The organism is Pseudomonas sp. BF-R-19 (assembly GCF_019956445.1).
Taxonomy (GTDB): Bacteria; Pseudomonadota; Gammaproteobacteria; order Pseudomonadales; family Pseudomonadaceae; genus Aquipseudomonas; species Aquipseudomonas fluorescens_BH.
In genome coordinates this window covers 1-15,748 of the sequence record NZ_JAHBDN010000102.1, presented here as the reverse complement: position 1 = coordinate 15,748, position 15,748 = coordinate 1, and the positions used below count along the sequence as shown (strand labels likewise).

The 15,748-nt window shown below is 61.6% G+C and carries 14 protein-coding genes; 3 read left to right on the top strand and 11 right to left on the bottom strand.

Annotated elements, in window-relative coordinates; all coding sequences use genetic code 11:
- Positions 1-62: 62 nt before the first annotated feature.
- From rarD to KGB28_RS27735, 3 genes are all read right to left on the bottom strand, one after another.
- Positions 63-944: an EamA family transporter RarD gene (gene rarD / locus KGB28_RS27745; RefSeq protein WP_150757029.1), complete on the bottom strand. Its 882-nt coding sequence runs from the start codon at positions 942-944 to the stop codon at positions 63-65.
- A gap of 195 nt (positions 945-1,139) precedes the next feature.
- Positions 1,140-2,153, bottom strand: a complete 1,014-nt coding sequence (locus KGB28_RS27740) for an aldo/keto reductase (RefSeq protein ID WP_223448720.1) — start codon at positions 2,151-2,153, stop codon at positions 1,140-1,142.
- A 197-nt stretch (positions 2,154-2,350) separates the two neighbouring features.
- Entirely contained in the window at positions 2,351-3,661 is a 1,311-nt protein-coding gene (locus KGB28_RS27735; RefSeq protein ID WP_150753539.1) for an MFS transporter, read from the bottom strand.
- A 170-nt stretch (positions 3,662-3,831) separates the two neighbouring features.
- On the opposite strand from KGB28_RS27735, the gene KGB28_RS27730 reads away from it, so the two are divergent.
- The 3 genes from KGB28_RS27730 to KGB28_RS27720 all read left to right on the top strand — a co-directional run bounded on the left by KGB28_RS27730 (position 3,832) and on the right by KGB28_RS27720 (position 7,658).
- Positions 3,832-4,953 carry a sugar diacid recognition domain-containing protein gene (locus KGB28_RS27730; protein ID WP_223448719.1) on the top strand — a complete coding sequence of 374 codons (1,122 nt, stop codon included), beginning with the start codon at positions 3,832-3,834 and terminating at the stop codon, positions 4,951-4,953.
- Between the two features lie 256 nt (positions 4,954-5,209).
- On the top strand, positions 5,210-6,352 hold the full coding sequence (locus KGB28_RS27725) for a glycerate kinase (protein WP_223448718.1): 1,143 nt from the start codon (positions 5,210-5,212) through the stop codon (positions 6,350-6,352).
- A gap of 118 nt (positions 6,353-6,470) precedes the next feature.
- Entirely contained in the window at positions 6,471-7,658 is a 1,188-nt protein-coding gene (locus tag KGB28_RS27720) for a pyridoxal phosphate-dependent aminotransferase (protein ID WP_223448717.1), read from the top strand.
- Between the two features lie 119 nt (positions 7,659-7,777).
- Here the strand turns inward: KGB28_RS27720 and KGB28_RS27715 are convergent, their stop codons facing one another.
- The 8 genes from KGB28_RS27715 to KGB28_RS27680 all read right to left on the bottom strand — a co-directional run bounded on the left by KGB28_RS27715 (position 7,778) and on the right by KGB28_RS27680 (position 15,524).
- Positions 7,778-8,755 carry a 2-hydroxyacid dehydrogenase gene (locus tag KGB28_RS27715; RefSeq protein WP_223448716.1) on the bottom strand — a complete coding sequence of 326 codons (978 nt, stop codon included), beginning with the start codon at positions 8,753-8,755 and terminating at the stop codon, positions 7,778-7,780.
- Positions 8,756-8,776: 21 nt separating this feature from the next.
- On the bottom strand, positions 8,777-10,075 hold the full coding sequence (locus KGB28_RS27710; RefSeq protein ID WP_150723708.1) for an MFS transporter: 1,299 nt from the start codon (positions 10,073-10,075) through the stop codon (positions 8,777-8,779).
- Positions 10,076-10,178: 103 nt separating this feature from the next.
- Positions 10,179-11,165, bottom strand: a complete 987-nt coding sequence (locus KGB28_RS27705) for a sugar kinase (protein ID WP_223448715.1) — start codon at positions 11,163-11,165, stop codon at positions 10,179-10,181.
- Positions 11,158-11,940, bottom strand: a complete 783-nt coding sequence (locus tag KGB28_RS27700; RefSeq protein WP_223448714.1) for a sugar phosphate isomerase/epimerase family protein — start codon at positions 11,938-11,940, stop codon at positions 11,158-11,160. Before KGB28_RS27700 ends, KGB28_RS27705 begins: the two co-directional genes overlap by 8 nt.
- Positions 11,941-12,138: 198 nt before the next feature.
- Complete coding sequence (locus KGB28_RS27695) at positions 12,139-13,164, bottom strand: LacI family DNA-binding transcriptional regulator (RefSeq protein WP_317853322.1); 1,026 nt, start codon at positions 13,162-13,164, stop codon at positions 12,139-12,141.
- Positions 13,165-13,304: 140 nt separating this feature from the next.
- On the bottom strand, positions 13,305-13,913 hold the full coding sequence (locus KGB28_RS27690; protein ID WP_223448713.1) for a LysE family translocator: 609 nt from the start codon (positions 13,911-13,913) through the stop codon (positions 13,305-13,307).
- A gap of 53 nt (positions 13,914-13,966) precedes the next feature.
- On the bottom strand, positions 13,967-14,806 hold the full coding sequence (locus KGB28_RS27685) for an AraC family transcriptional regulator (protein WP_223448712.1): 840 nt from the start codon (positions 14,804-14,806) through the stop codon (positions 13,967-13,969).
- 76 nt (positions 14,807-14,882) lie between these two features.
- Positions 14,883-15,524 carry a DUF1345 domain-containing protein gene (locus tag KGB28_RS27680; protein WP_223448711.1) on the bottom strand — a complete coding sequence of 214 codons (642 nt, stop codon included), beginning with the start codon at positions 15,522-15,524 and terminating at the stop codon, positions 14,883-14,885.
- Positions 15,525-15,748: the final 224 nt, after the last annotated feature.

Here is a 15,748-nt window from a genome sequence, read left to right as displayed (position 1 = left end):
CTATGCGGACTGACACACCGCCTTCGCGAGCAAGCCCGCTCCCACATTTGTTTTGCGTGGACTTAAGGTCGCCGTTGCCGCACCAGATGCTTGAACCCTTCAAACATCAATACCAGCACCGCCATCCAGATCGGGATGTAGGTCAACCATTCGCCGGCCTTGATGCTTTCTCCCAGCAGCAACGCCACGCCCAGCAGCAACACCGGTTCGACGTAGCTCAACAAGCCGAACAGGCTGAACGGCAGCAGGCGACTGGCAATGATGTAGATCACCAGTGCCGATGCGCTGATCACGCCGAGCATCGGGATCAACAGCGACAACCATGGATGCTGGTCAAACACACCGAAACCTTGCGCGCCGCTCTGCACGAACCAGAAGGCCACCGGCAGCGTCAATGCCATATCCAGCCATAACCCGCCGAGGTTGTCCGCCGCCAGCCGTTTGCGCAGGATGAAGTAGGTTGGATAACCAATGCAGACCAGCAAGGTCGCCCAGGAAAAACCACCGACCTGATACACCTCGTTGATCACGCCCAGGCAGGCGAACACCACGGCGATTTTTTGCAGATAGGAAAGGCGTTCGCCGTAGGCCAGGCGACCGGTCAAGACCATGGTCAGCGGTAACAGGAAATAGCCGAGTGAAACGTCGAGGCTATAGCCGTTCAGCGGTGCCCACATGAACAGCCACAATTGCACGCCGAGCAGGGCAGAGGAGGCGATCAGCGCGCCCGCAAGTTTCGGATTGGCCATGGCGCGCCGAACAATCTCCAGCACGCGCTTCCACTCCCCGGACACCACCATGAACACGGTCATGCACGGGACGGTCAGCAGCATGCGCCAACCGAAGATTTCCACGCCGCTCAAGGGGGAGAGCAGCGACGTGTAGTAATACATGACGGCAAACAGCACCGAGGCTGAAACCGATAGAGCGATACCTTTAGACAAGCTGTCCTCGCGTGATTTTGAGAGTGAAACGGGCGCAGAGAATACGTGGTTTTCCAGACGAATATTGACCGATCAATCAACACGGACCCTGTGGGAGCGGGCTTGCTCGCGAAAGCGATTTTCCAGCCAACATCAACGTTGAATGTTAAGCCGCCTTCGCGAGCAAGCCCGCTCCCACATTGGTTTTCTATTTCTTCAGTTATTGCGCGGTGTACGCCCCGCCACAAAATGGCTCACATCATTGAACCCCGGTGTCGACGCATGTCCCGGTGTCACCAGCGAATCGATGAACGCCTCATCCTCGGCCGTGATCTTCACCGCCTGCGCCTTAGTGTAGGCGTCCCACTGCGCTTCGGTACGCGGCCCGACAATGGCCGAGGTAACGGCGCTGTTGTTCAACACCCAGGCAATCGCGAACTCGACGATGCCCACACCGCGTTCCTGGGTGTATCGCTGGATTTGCTGGGCGATGCGCAGGGACTCGACGCGCCATTCGGTTTCCAGGATGCGTTTGTCCTGGCGTCCGGCACGGCTGTTGGCGTCGGGTTGCACATCCGGCGCGTATTTGCCGCTGAGCACCCCGCGCGCCAGCGGGCTGTAGGGCACCACGCCCAGACCGTAGTTTTGCGCCGCGGTGATCTGCTCGCTTTCAGCCTGGCGGTTGACGATGTTGTACAGCGGCTGGCTGATCACCGGCCGGTCAACGCCAAGCTTGTCGGCCACGCGGATGACTTCGGCGATGCGCCAGCCACGGTAGTTGGACAGACCCCAATAGCGGATTTTGCCCTGGCGGATCAAGTCGCCGATGGCTGATACCGTGACCTCCAGCGGCGTATTGTGGTCTTCGCGGTGCAGGTAATAGATGTCGAGGTAGTCGGTGCCCAGGCGCGTCAGGCTGGCATCGATGCCGTTGAACAGATGCTTGCGGCTCAGGCCGCTGCGGTTGGGCACGCCGTCCACGGGACCGAAGCCGACCTTGGTGGCCAGCACCCATTCATGGCGGCGGCTGGCGATGGCCTCGCCGACGATTTCCTCGGAACGGCCGTTGGTGTAGACGTCGGCGGTGTCGATGAAATTGATGCTCTGGTCCCAGGCCTTGTCGATGATTCGCAGGGAATCTTCGGCGCTGGTCTGTTCGCCGAACATCATGGTGCCCAGGGTCAGGGTGGACACCTGCAGACCCGAATGACCCAGCGTGCGGTAGCTCATGAGCAAATCCTTTTACCAGTGGGAAAGGCTCAATCAGATACCAGAACAGTCGCATGGATCAAACAGAAATATCGAACACCGCAGATCAAACTGTGGGAGCGAGCTTGCTCGCGATGGCGGAATGTCAGTCAACGTAAATGTCGTCTGATACACCGCCTTCGCGAGCAAGCCCGCTCCCACAGGGGGATTTGCGCTGCTTAGGCGCGCAAGGTACGGGTCATGCGCAACGCCAGCAAACTGCCGCAGACAATCACGCCCGCCAGCAGATACAGCGCCGCATCGGTCGAGCCGGTGCTGTCCTTGACCCAACCCACCAGGTACGGGCTGAGGAAGCCGGCCATCTGTCCCATCGAGTTGATCAGCGCCAGGCCGCCAGCCGCGGCACCCGCACTGAGCAGGGCGGTCGGCACTGGCCAGAACATCGGCAGGCCGGTGAGGGCGCCCATGGTGGCGATGGTCAGGCCGAGAATCGCGATGGCCGGGTTGGCGGCGAAGTTCACCGCAATCAGCAGCCCCAGCGCGCCCATCAGCATCGGCACCACCAAATGCCAGCGACGTTCCTGGCGCAGGTCCGCCGAACGGCCGACCATCAGCATGAACACCGCAGCCAGCAGGTACGGAATCGCACTGAGCCAGCCGATCACCAGGTTATCGCTGAAGCCCAGGTTCTTGATGATCGATGGCAGCCAGAAGTTGATCGCATAGACGCCACTCTGGATGCAGAAGTAGATCAGGCCGAAAGCCCAGATCGCCGGGTTCTTGAACACCGCCAGCAGCGAATCGGTCGTGGTTTTCGGCTTGTTCGCCAGATCTTCGGCGTGGTCGGCTTCCAGCACCGAGCGCTCGAAGGGGGTCAGCCACTTGGCGTTGGCGTAGCTGTCGCTGAGCAGGAAATAAGCCAGCGCACCGAGGATGACGGTGGGAATGCCTTGCAGCAGGAACATCCACTGCCAGCCGGCGAGACCGCCTTGCCCTGCGGCGAAGTGGTTGAGAATCCAGCCGGAGAACGGACTGCCGAGCAGGCCGGAGACCGGGATCGCCGACATGAACAGCGCCATGATGCGGCCACGGCGGAAGGTCGGGAACCACTGCGAGAGGTACAACACAACGCCCGGGAAGAACCCGGCTTCGGCCGCGCCGGTGAACAGGCGCAGGGTATAGAACTCGGTCGGCGTGGTGACGAACAGCAGACAGGTCGACAGCGTGCCCCAGGTGATCATCATCAGCGCGATCCAGCGCCGTGGACCGAATCTGGTCAGGGCCAGGTTGCTTGGCACGCCGCACAGTACGTAGCCGATAAAGAAAATGCCGGCGCCGAGGCCGTACACGGTTTCGCTGAATTTCAGCGCGTCGAGCATCTGCAGTTTGGCAAACCCAACGTTTACCCGGTCGAGGTAGTTGAACAGGTAGCAGATGAAAATGAAGGGGATCAAGCGCAGGGTAATGCGCTTGTAGACGGCGTTTTTGTCGTCAGCGATGGCGTCGGACGCTACGGCGCTCTGTGTCATGGCGGCTCTCTCTTTATTATGATTTTTTGCGATGCAAAGGGTAACGTTGATCGCCCAGAGAGTCTCGACCACCCTCAGGGTGGCTGTCTTTGTGCCTGAGCACAGGGTTTGCAACCAAGGCCTGTGCGGGTGAACAACCCGTTCCATCACTGTCTTCAAGGATCACTTGCATGTTCGAACTCGATCACGACCTGGCCCAGGACATCGTCGACCGGGCGATGGCTATCCTGCCGTACAACGTCAACGTCATGGACAGCCAGGGCTTGATCCTGGGCAGCGGCGAGCCGGAGCGGGTCAACACCCGGCATGAAGGCGCGCAACTGGTCCTGGCCAATGGCCGGGTAGTGGAGATCGATGCGCAGACGGCGATTCATCTCAAGGGCGTGCAGCCGGGCATCAACCTGCCGCTGATGCTCGACCAGCGCCTGATTGGCGTACTGGGCATCACCGGCGAACCCGAGCAACTGCGCACTTACGCCGAACTGGTGCGCATGACCGCCGAAATGCTGGTGGGCCAGCGCAACCAGCAGGCCGAACAGCAATGGCGGCGCCAGCGCTGCGATGATCTGCTGGCGTTGTTGCTCAGCGAAGCCGGAGATTCTCCGCGACTGGTCGATGAAGCGGCGCAGCTGGGCCTCAAACCACAGATGACCCGGATGCCGTACCTGTTCGAACTGGGCCTGGAACACGCGCCAGGGCAAACCGTCGAAGCACTCAGCGCCTGGTTGACCACCCGTCATCCCGACAGTTGGTGCGTGAGCTCGGCCAAGACCTCGTTGCTCTGGTGCCGGCCGGCGAGCCAGACGGTCGAGAACGAGCGCTTGCTGGACAAACTCGACGGCCTGGGCTGGAACATCCTGCGCATTGCCGTGGGTGGGCAGGCCGATGGACTTTCGGGCTTGCGTCGCTGCTATCGCCGGGTCGGTGACTTGCTGGCCTACGGGCGCGAGGTGTTGCCGCGCTCCCGATTGCTGACGCTGAACCGCTATCGGCTACCGGTGATGCTCTGGCGCCACCGCAACGACGACGCCCTCGACGAATTGCTCAATCCGCTGCGCAAGGTCATTGCCAAGGACAACAACGGCCAGTTGCTGGCAACCCTGCGCAGCTGGTGCGAACACGACGGCCAGAGCCAGGCCTGCGCCGATGCGTTGGGCATCCATCGCAACAGCCTGCGCTACCGGATGGAGCGGATTGCCGAACTGAGCGGGGTTGATCCGTTGCGACTGGACGGCATGCTGGCATTGTATTTGGGCGTGCAACTGCTGCCCCAGACAGACGCGAACCCATGAACCATACACATTCCTTGTGGGAGCGGGCTTGCTCGCGAAGGCGGAGTATCAGCAACATCAATGTTGTTTGACCCACCGCTTTCGCGAGCAAGCCCGCTCCCACAGTTATTTGTGGTGGTGCACAGATTTGTGGACGATGCCGCTCCCGCCGGCTTTGTGGAAATGAACAATAATCCTCAACACCGCTTGTGCAGCGGACCGGCGTTATTGTTCATGGCGGCTGGCAGCATGTGGGCATTGGAACTGGAGAATTCCCATGAAAATCGTGATCGCCCCCGACTCGTTCAAGGACAGCCTCAGCGCTCAAGGCGTGGCCGATGCCATTGCATTGGGATTGGCGCAGGTCTGGCCCGATGCCCAACTGATCAAATGCCCGATGGCCGACGGCGGGGAGGGGACGGTCGAGTCGATCCTGGCCGCGCGCGAAGGCCAGCAGCGCCGCAGCCTGGTTCGCGGGCCGCTGGGGGCCACGGTGGAAGCCGCCTGGGGCTGGTTGCCGCAGAGCCACACCGCGATCATCGAAATGGCCGAGGCCAGCGGTTTGCAATTGGTCCCGGTGGCGCAACGGGATGCGTGCATCAGCAGCACCTTCGGTACCGGGCAATTGATCCGCGCCGCGCTGGATGCCGGTGCGCAACGGGTGATCCTGGCGATTGGCGGCAGTGCGACCAATGACGGCGGTGCCGGTGCCATGCAGGCCTTGGGCGTGAAATTGCTCGACGCCCAGGGGCAGACGCTGTCACCGGGCGGCCTCGCCCTTGCGCAGTTGGCCCGCGTCGATCTGAGCGAGATTGATCCGCGTCTGGCCCAGGTGCGCTTCGACATCGCCGCCGACGTCAACAACCCGCTGTGCGGCCCCCACGGCGCCTCGGCGATCTTCGGCCCGCAAAAAGGCGCCTCGCCCGTGCAGGTCGAACAACTGGACCGTGCCCTGGGGCACTTTGCCGACCATTGCGCGACTGTCTTGAACAATGACGTGCGCGACGAACCGGGCAGTGGCGCGGCGGGTGGCCTGGGGTTTGCCGCCAAGGCGTTCCTCGGTGCGCAATTCAAGGCCGGGGTCGAGGTGGTTGCCGAACTAGTGGGCCTGGCCGACGCCGTTGCAGGGGCCGATCTGGTGATTACCGGTGAAGGGCGTTTCGATGCGCAAACCCTGCGCGGCAAGACGCCGTTTGGTGTGGCGCGGGTCGCCCGGGAACACGGCGTGCCGGTCATCGTCATCGCCGGCACCCTGGGCGACGGTTATCAGGCGCTTTATGAGCATGGTGTCGACGCTGCGTTTGCCCTGGCAAGCGGGCCGATGACCCTGGACCAGGCCTGTGCCGAGGCGCCGCGCTTGCTACGTGAGCGGGCGACCGATATCGCTCGTGTCTGGCGGATGGCCGTTCGCTGCGGCTGAGGTTTTTTCATAAAAGCCCCGATGGCCGTTTTGGCGGTGGATTTGAACGCCATGGTGGCGCACTTCGTGATTTGAGATAGGGTTGTGGCTGGGAGCACCCGCGCGACAGGAGACCGACATGCGCTATTCAGCCTTGACCCAACGAATCGCCGGTGACGGAGCGGCGGCCTGGCAGATTCACGATCGAGCGCTGCAATTGCGCGAACAGGGCGTCGACGTCCTGCTGCTGTCAATTGGCGATCCCGATTTCGATACGCCGCAACCCATCGTCCAGGCCGCCATCGCCAGCCTGTTGGCCGGTGATACGCACTATCCTGAAGTGCGCGGCAGTCGAGGGCTGCGCGACAGCATCGCCCGCCGGCACCGGCAACGCAGTGGCCAGGTGGTGGATGACGAGCATGTGATCGTCTTTCCGGGTGCGCAGTGCGCGGTGTATTCGGTGGCGCAATGCCTGCTCGATCCGGGCGATGAAGTGATAGTCGCCGAGCCGATGTATGTGACGTATGAGGGCGTGATCGGCGCTTGCGCGGCCACAGTGGTCCCGGTGCCCGTGTGCCCGCAGAACGGGTTTCGCGTTGACCCGGCGGATGTCGCGGCACGGATCACGGCAAAAACACGCGCCATCTTGCTCAACAGTCCGAACAATCCATCCGGCGCCAGTCTGTCGTTGCCGATCTGGCAGGAGCTGGCGGCGCTGTGCATTCGCCACGATTTGTGGCTGATCAGCGATGAGGTCTACAGCGATCTGCTGTACGAGGGTGAGCACATCAGCCCGGCGAGTCTGCCGGGCATGGCCGAACGTACGGCGACGATCAACAGCCTGTCCAAGTCCCATGCCATGAGCGGTTGGCGGGTGGGTTGGGTGATCGGGCCCAAACCCATGGCCGGGCACCTGGTCAATTTGTCGCTGAGCATGTTGTTCGGCATTCCGGATTTCGTGCAGAACGCTGCGCAGTTGGCGCTGGACCGGGACCTGCCGGAAGTGGCCTCGATGCGCGAAGAGTATCGCCAGCGCCGAGACCTGGTGTGTGCAAGTCTGGGCCAGTGTCCGGGCCTCAGGCCGATTCGCCCGGATGGCGGGATGTTCGTGATGGTCGATGTAGGGCAGACCGGTTTGTCGGCCCAGCGCTTCGCCGAACGACTGCTGGAAGACTATGGCGTGTCGGTACTGGCCGGTGAAGCCTTCGGGCCGAGTGCGGCAGGGCATATCCGCATCGGGTTGGTGGTGGATCAGATGAAGCTGGCTGATGCATGCCAGCGGATTGCCTTGTGTGCGACGGACTTGCTGGAGGTGCGGCGGGCCTGAGGTCGTTGTGTTGCATATCGTCGGAACGCCGCCCGGAGCAAGCTCGCTCCTACAGGAGTACGCACTCCAATGTGGGAGCGAGCCTGCTCGCGAAAGCTATCTGTAAAACATCTAATCCCTCAAGCCCTCCACGCTTGAGCGTTGACTAAATTGGCCGGCCGTTCACCCGCCAGCGCCGCCAACAGGTTGTCCACCGCGCATCTGGCCATGGCCTCCCGAGTTTCATGGGTGGCCGAGCCGATGTGCGGTGTTGCCACCACGTTGTTCAACTGCAACAACGGCGAGTCCTGATTCAACGGTTCGCGTTCGAATACATCCAGCCCCGCCGCGCGAATCTGGCCCGCACGCAAGGCTTCGATCAGTGCTGCTTCGTCCACTACCTTGCCCCGTGAAATATTGATGAAGATGGTCTCGGGACGCATCAGGGCGAACTGTTCTGCGCCGATCAGCCCTTCGGTTTCAGTGGTCAGCGGCAACGTCAGGCAAACGAAATCGGCCTGTTGCAACAGCTCCGGCAGGCTTCGATAGTGCGCATTGAACCGCTGTTCCACCGCCGGTTTCGGTGACTGGCTGTGATAAATCACCGGCATGCCAAACCCGAAATGCCCGCGCTGCGCGAGGGCCTCACCAATGCGGCCCATGCCAATGATGCCCAGGGTTTTACCGTGCACGTCGCTGCCGAAATGCGTGGGGCCGATGTTGCGGGTCCAATTGCCTTCGCGAATCATGTTTGCCAATTCCACCACGCGCCGGGCCGTTGCCAGGATCAGCGCGAAACCGGTGTCGGCGGTGGTTTCGGTCAATACATCCGGCGTGTTGCTGAGCAGGATGCGCCGCTCGGTCAGGTAGTCGATGTCGTAGTTATCGACTCCCACCGAGACGCTGGCAATGGCTTGAAGGTTGGGTGCCAGATCGAGCAGTTCCGCATTCAGCTTCAGGCTGGCACCCAGCAAACCTTGGGCGCGGGGCAGGGCATCGCGCAGTTTGGCCAGGCCCTGGGCATCAAGGTTTTCGATCAGCGTCACTTCGGTCTGCTCGTGCAGACGAGCCATCAGCAGCGGCGAGAGTTTCTTGTACAGGACGACCTGCTTTTTCATCTTTGAGATCTCAACTTCAATTCAGGAATGTGCCGTGGCAGTGCGCGTTACTGTGGCCATGGGCCGCTCCCGATCGCTGGCGCCGGGCTTGAGGCAAATGGTCAGCAATACCGAGAACATCAGTGCGCCGCTCATCAACAGGTACGAGGCGCCGGGCGAGCCGGTGGAGCTGTTCAGGTAACCGACCAGATAGGAACCGCCAAAGGAACCGAGGGCGCCCATGCTGTTGATCAGCGCCATGGCGCCGCCCGCGACATTGGCCGGGAGGATCTCCGGAATGATTGCGAAGAACGGTCCGTAAGGCGCGTACATGCAGGCGCCGGCAATCACCAGCAGGGTGTAGGACCACCAGAAGTGTTCGGCACCCAAGGCGTAGGAACCATAGAAGGCAATCGAGGCAATCAGCAGAGGCGGCCAGACGAAACGTTTACGTTTTTGCAACTTGTCCGAACCCCAGGACACCAGCAGCATGCCGATCACCGCCGCCAGGTACGGCAGCGCCGACAGCCAGCCGGCCTGGACCATGTCCATCTGCGCGCCGGCCTTGAGGATCGACGGCAGCCACAACACGAAGCCGTACACGCCAATGCTCCAGCAGAAAAACTGCAGGGCCAGGATGATCACTTTGGGTGAGCGGAACGCTTCGGCGTAGTTCTTCACGGCCTTGATGCCGACCTGTTCGGCGGCCAGTGCGCTTTCCAGGTCCTGTTTTTCCTGATCGTTGAGCCACTTGGCTTGTGATGGACGATCATCGGCCAGACGCCACCAGATGAATGCCCACAACACCGCTGGCAAGCCTTCGACGATGAACATCCAGCGCCAGCTGTAATGCTGCACCAGATAGCCCGAGACCACCGACATCCACAGCATGGTCACCGGGTTGCCGAGGATCAGGAAGGTGTTGGCCCGCGAGCGTTCGGCGCGGGTGAACCAGTGGCACAGGTAGATCAGCATCGCCGGCATCACTGCGGCTTCGACCACGCCGAGCATGAAGCGGATGACGATCAGCCAGTAGGCATTGGAGACAATCCCGGTCAACGTCGCCAGGCTGCCCCAGAGGATCAGACTGACGAAAATCAGCTTCTTCACACTGTGTTTCTGCGCGTAGATCGCGCCGGGTACCTGGAAGAAAAAGTAGCCGAGGAAGAACAGCGCGCCGAGCATCGACGACAGGCCTGGCGTGATCATCAGGTCCGCCGCCATGCCGGACGCGGCGGCGAACCCATAGTTGGCGCGATCCAGATACGCCAGGCTATAGGTGATGAACACGATGGGCATGATGTACCACCAGCGGCGGGTGGCGAGCGTTGCGGTTTTCATAGTGGTGCTCCTGAGCTTGTTGTTTTTGTCGCAGCAGGTAACGGTTTAAATCTTCAGTGACTGCACGGGCCTCTTCGCGAGCAAGCCCGCTCCCACAAGGGATCTAGGTTCGACACATATCCCCTGTGGGAGCGAGCTTGCTCGCGATGGCAGCCTCAAATTCGCTGACCATTTCGGATCGGGTCGGCAACCCCTCCATATCCCCCCGGCTCTGCACCGCCCGGCTGCCAATCCAGTTGGCGCGTTTCACGGCCTCGATAACGCTTTGGTTTTCCAACAGCGCGCTGATCATGCCGACGGCAAAACCATCGCCGGCACCCACCGTATCGACCACCGTTGCCACCGGTACGCCAGCCACGAAACCTTGATCAAGCTGTGTACGGTAGTAAGCCCCGTGTGGGCCAAGCTTGATCGCCACGGCTTCGGCGCCCTGGTCGAGGTAAAAGGCGGCGATGTCGGCCGGGTCTTCGAACCCGGTCAACAAGCGACCTTCGCTCAACCCCGGCAGGACCCAATGGGCGAGGGCGGCGAGGCGGTTGATCTCGGTGATCATTTGTCGTTCGCTGGCCCACAGGCTCGGGCGCAGGTTTGGGTCGAAGGACACACCGCGCCCGGCCTCGCGCATGCGGGTCATCAACTCGAACGACATCTGCCGCGCCGACTCCGACAGCGCCGGGGGAATGCCGGTGGCGTGCAGGTGTCGAGCCTTGAGCAATTCGGGCACGATCGAGTGCGGCGACAGGTGGCTGGCCGCCGAACCACGGCGGAAGTACTCGACCACCGGATCGCTGCCATCGTCGGTGCGGGACTTGAGTTGAAAACCGGTCGGGTGGGCAGTGTCGATGTCGACGTGGCGGCAATCCAGGCCTTGTTTTTCCAGGGTGTCGACCACGAACCGGCCCAACGAATCGGCACCGACACGGCTCAGCCATGCCACGTTGAAGCCCAGTCGGGAAAGGCCAATGGCGACGTTGCTGTCAGCCCCGGCAATGCGTTTGTGGAAAGCGCCGACGCTGGCCAGGTCACCCGCTTGTTCGGCGACGAACATCGCCATGGTCTCGCCGAAGGACAGAATATCGATCTCAGACATGAGCACTCTCCAGCTGCGATTGGCCGAGGTGGGCGAGGGCCGCGACGTGCTCGGTGGTCAGTTGCACCAGGTCATCGCCTTGCAGCGGATACTCCGCGGCTCGCATAACGCCGTGGGCCATGTGCCGCAGCAGGTGTTCCCACTGTTGAAAATCGCTGGCAGCGGGTGGGATGGCCACCAGTTTGCCGTCGGCTCGGCGGGTCACCGCTTTGCAGTGCACATAACCGACGTGACGCCCGAGCAAGCGCGCGGCGCTGGCGGCGGACTGGTCTTGCCAGTGCCAATTGCCGATATCGAAGGTCATCTTGATCGGCAGCGTGTGCTGCTCGACTTCCGCGAAAAAACGCTGGAAGGGTTCAATGCGGCCGCCGTGCAGGGTCTGGTCGTTTTCCACCAGCAACTGCACGGCGTTTTCGCCCAGCACACGGGCGAGGGTTTGCAGATCGCTGTTGTCGGTGAAATAGCCCAGCGACACCTTCAGCCATTTGGCGCCGAACGCCTGCGCGCGTTGCAGGGCCGTGATCAGTTCGGGATTGGGTTTGGATTGCCCGGCCAGCCATAGCTCCATGGGCGACGAATACACGCTCTGCAGGCCTTCTGCTTGAGTGGCATCGGCCAGTTGAGCGGGGTCCTCGATGGTCAGCAGCTCTTCGCGCCACTCAATGCGCGTGGCGCCGGCGGCGGCGAGAATCTCGATGAAGCTGCCTTGGCCGCGTTGACGCACAAAGTCGGCGCCGTAGCTGGAAAGGCTGATGGAAACGGCTGGTTTGTTCATTGTTTTTCTACCTCTGAAACCGGTTTCATTTTTGTTCAAAAAAATATCAGGGAGTGGTGTGTTGTTCTTTCGGGCCTCTTCGCGGGCAAGTCGGATCGCCGCACCGCCGCTCCCACAGTGATTGGTGTTGAACGCACATCTTGTGTAGGGCACCAATCCCCTGTGGGAGCGGGCTTGCCCGCGAAGAGGCCGGAACATTCACCGAGAAGCTCCAAGGGTCGACCCCCGCACAACCAGCCGCGCCGAAAAATCCAGCGTCCGCACCGCCCCGTCATCCCCGCGCAACCGCTTGAGCAGGCACTCAAACGCACTGGCACCCATCTCGGTGGTCGGCTGCGCGAGGGCGGTAATGCCGCTGCCCACCAACGGGTACCAATCCAGGTCATCGAGGGCGATCAAGCCCACGTCATCGAACAGGTTGCACTTGAGTTCACGCAACGCATGGGTGCTGGCTAGCGCCGCAATCCCGTTCGCGCAAAACAGCGCCTTCGGGCCGGGGCCAGGCGTGTCGAAGAAGGTTTTCAGTTGTGCGGTCAGTTCGCTGCCGGTTTCGATGTGCGTGCCGCGAAGCGCCGGGCGTTGCTCGATTTGCGCCTTGAAGCTGCTGACCCGCTCGATCCGCGAACTGGTGCCATCAAACGGCTCGGTCACCAGCAATACATCGCAATAACCGCGCTCTTCAAGGTGGTCAAGGGCCATGTCGATGGCCTGCGGGTTGTTCAGCCCGACCATATCGCTTTCAAGGTGCTCCACCTTGCGATCCACCAGTACCAGGGGCATTTCCCGGTGCAGTTCGTGCAATTCATCACGATGATGACCGAGGGTGTTCACGATCAGGCCTTCGATGTTGTACGAGCGCAGCAGGGCCAGGTGCTGGCGCTCTTGCTCGTCGTTGCGGTCGGTGTTGCACACCACCAGGCTATAGCCGTGCTGACGGCAGGCGGTTTCCACCCCGTGCATCACGGCAATCGAATAAGGGTTGCGGATATCGGCCACCAGCATGCCGATCAGGCGGGTGCGCCCGCGTTTCAGACCGCGGGCCATCTGGTTCGGGCGATAGCCGAGTTCGGCAATTGCCTGTTCGATGCGCTGGGCAATGGCATCGGAGAGCAGGGCGCGATCATCGCCAATGAACCGCGAAACGCTGGCCTTGGAGACCTTGGCGTGTTCGGCCACGTCGAGCATGGTCACGCGGCTGCGCTGGGCGGCGGAGAAATCGTTCACGGTCTGAAACCTTCTTATTGGATTTATAAGGTCGAGTGCTTCGTGAGACAGCACTGAAACCGGTTTCAGAAGACACCAAAAACCAATTCGCCGTCAAGCCCCGGATGGTTGATTGTCGAACAATGAGCGACAAGTGGCCGTCAGACCAACACGCTCAGCCATGCCGAACCCAGCAGCAACAGCGCCATGCAGCGATTGAAGCGTTGCATGGCACGGGGTGAGCGCAACCAGCGGCTTGAGCCAGCGCCGAGCATCGCCCAGACCGCGAGACATGGCAGGGAAACCAGAAAAAACACCAGGGACAAATACACCACCTGCATTGCGCGATGCTCGCCACTCCCGGCGAATACGCTGACTACCGCCAGCGCCATCATCCAGGTTTTCGGATTGACCAGTTGCAGGCTGGCGGCGCCCATCCATCCGAGGCGCGCTTCGCTGTTGCGGGCAGCAATGGCCGTCGCCGGGGCGCTGAAAATCTGCCAGGCCAGATAACTCAGCCACGTTACGCTGGCCCATTGCATGACGCTTTGCACGGCAGGCCACGCGGTCAACGATGAACCAATGCCCGTGCCCACCAGCAACACAAGGGTCGCAGCGCTGGCACAGGCGCCGACGATGATCGGCACCGCCGCGACCAAGCCGTATCGAGCGCTGTTACTCAGCACCAGAATGTTGGTCGGGCCGGGGGTGATCGAGGCCACAAAGGCAAACAGCAGGAAAGGCAGTAACGTCGGGAAAGAGGGCAGCATCGCGGGCTAACTCCGGTGAAGATCAGTGAAGTCGATCTTCACAATCCCCGGGCTTACCTGTCTGGAAGATTTGAGCAGCGTTTGCGGTACAGCGCCGGCGTCAGGCCGTAGGCGCGCATGAACCAGCGTCCAAGATGGCTCTGGTCGGCAAAGCCCAGCGCCATCGCCACCGATGCCGGCTGTTCGCCACGGGCCAGCATCCGCCGCGCCGTGGCCAGACGCAATTGCACCAGATACGCGTGGGGCGCCATGCCATAGGCAGCCTTGAACGCGCGGGTCAGGCGGAAGCGGTCGACGCCGGTAACGGCCGCCAGTTGATCGAGGCCGATGTCGTATTGCGCGTTGGCATGCAGGTATTCCCGGGCTTTCTGCGCCACCCGCGGCAGACGCGGGTCCTGGCCATCGCGGGTGCGCCAGTGCAAATGGCTGGTCAGGCGTTCGAGCAAACCGTCGAGGGCGCTCTGGCGGACAATCTTCAGTTCACCGCGATGCAGGGTTTCAAACGCCAGGCTGGTGGCCTGGGCCAGGCGCGCATCGTTGGCCAGGGTGGCGGCGAAGCTCAGCTGGCTGTTGTCGGGGGCATGATCGAACACGGCGCCGAGTTCGCGCTGCAACCACTGCGGGTCGAGGTACAGCATGCGGTAGGTAAAACCGTCGGCGGTCGGCGCTTCGCCGTCATGGATGTCACCGGGCTCGAGCAGAAACACCTTGCCCGGTGTGCTCTGGTGCCTGGCTCGTCGGCAATTGAATTGCTGGACCCCTTGCTCGGTGACGCCCACCAGATAACTGTCGTGCCAGTGCGGGTCATAAGCGTGGCCTTCGAAATGCGCGCGCAGGGTCTCGATGCCGGTGTCGGCATCCTGGGCCAGGTCGATCCAGTTGTGAGACGTCATGCTGCACCTGTGGGACGGATTGCCGAACTATTTAACGCCCGCACCGAGGGCTATGCCTAGAACGTTTGTGCAGTCATCAGCCGAACAGTCCTGCGGCAATATTGATCGAGAACCCGAGAATGGCTGTGTTGAACAGAAAACCGATCAACGACTGCGCCAGCACGATCTTGCGCATGCCCCGGGTGGCGACGCCGACATCCGAGGTTTGCACCGCCACGCCGATGGTGAACGAGAAGTACAGGAAGTCCCAGTAGTCGGGGGTCGTCAGCCCTTCGGCAAAACGCAGTGCCGGTTCCTTGCCATCCCAGATGTAATACAGCCGGGCGTAATGCAGGCTGAAGATGACCCCGATCAGCAGCCAAGAACCGATGACGGTCAGGGCGGTGAAGCCGTAATGCAAAAGCTTGCGCGTGGTTTCCAGGTCTTTGCTGCCGGCCAGTTCGAAGGTGATGGTCGCCAGGCTGGCCAGTGCCGCAATGCACACCAGCGCCAGCACCAGCCCGGCGTTTTCGTCTTCGATTTCGGCGATGCGTTTCACGTCAGTCGCTTTCGAACGCACGGTGAGCCAGAGCATCAGCAGCAGGTAGATCCAGACGCCGGCATTCCAGCCGATGAGGATCTTGCCGATCGGCGAATCGGCCGGAACCAGAATGCCTACCGCGATGCCCAGCAGGATGGCGGCGGACAGGCGAGGGTGGGTGCGAGGCAGGAAGGACATGGAGGCTCAATGGTTCGGGGCTTTGCAATCACCTTAGCCCAGGTGACCCCAATCTTGAAATCACCGAGATCCCCTAATGAAATGGCTACCCCCGCCGCCCCCTGTGATCGCCCACTAAGCTTTCACAGGGGGCTTATCGGAGATCATTGCCATGAGCAAAGTAGCTATTGCCGCCATCGATCTGGGAAAACACACCTTTCATCTACATGCACAGGATGATCGTG

Bases quoted from the DNA above. Each gene is read 5' to 3' on its own strand.
- KGB28_RS27715 (WP_223448716.1), bottom strand. From the start codon at position 8,755: ATGAAAAAGCAGGTCGTCCTGTACAAGAAACTCTCGCCGCTGCTGATG.
- KGB28_RS27680 (WP_223448711.1), bottom strand. From the start codon at position 15,524: ATGTCCTTCCTGCCTCGCACCCACCCTCGCCTGTCCGCCGCCATCCTG.
- KGB28_RS27735 (WP_150753539.1), bottom strand. From the start codon at position 3,661: ATGACACAGAGCGCCGTAGCGTCCGACGCCATCGCTGACGACAAAAAC.
- KGB28_RS27710 (WP_150723708.1), bottom strand. From the start codon at position 10,075: ATGAAAACCGCAACGCTCGCCACCCGCCGCTGGTGGTACATCATGCCC.
- KGB28_RS27700 (WP_223448714.1), bottom strand. From the start codon at position 11,940: ATGAACAAACCAGCCGTTTCCATCAGCCTTTCCAGCTACGGCGCCGAC.
- KGB28_RS27725 (WP_223448718.1), top strand. From the start codon at position 5,210: ATGAAAATCGTGATCGCCCCCGACTCGTTCAAGGACAGCCTCAGCGCT.
- KGB28_RS27685 (WP_223448712.1), bottom strand. From the start codon at position 14,806: ATGACGTCTCACAACTGGATCGACCTGGCCCAGGATGCCGACACCGGC.
- KGB28_RS27690 (WP_223448713.1), bottom strand. From the start codon at position 13,913: ATGCTGCCCTCTTTCCCGACGTTACTGCCTTTCCTGCTGTTTGCCTTT.
- KGB28_RS27730 (WP_223448719.1), top strand. From the start codon at position 3,832: ATGTTCGAACTCGATCACGACCTGGCCCAGGACATCGTCGACCGGGCG.
- KGB28_RS27720 (WP_223448717.1), top strand. From the start codon at position 6,471: ATGCGCTATTCAGCCTTGACCCAACGAATCGCCGGTGACGGAGCGGCG.
- KGB28_RS27740 (WP_223448720.1), bottom strand. From the start codon at position 2,153: ATGAGCTACCGCACGCTGGGTCATTCGGGTCTGCAGGTGTCCACCCTG.
- KGB28_RS27705 (WP_223448715.1), bottom strand. From the start codon at position 11,165: ATGTCTGAGATCGATATTCTGTCCTTCGGCGAGACCATGGCGATGTTC.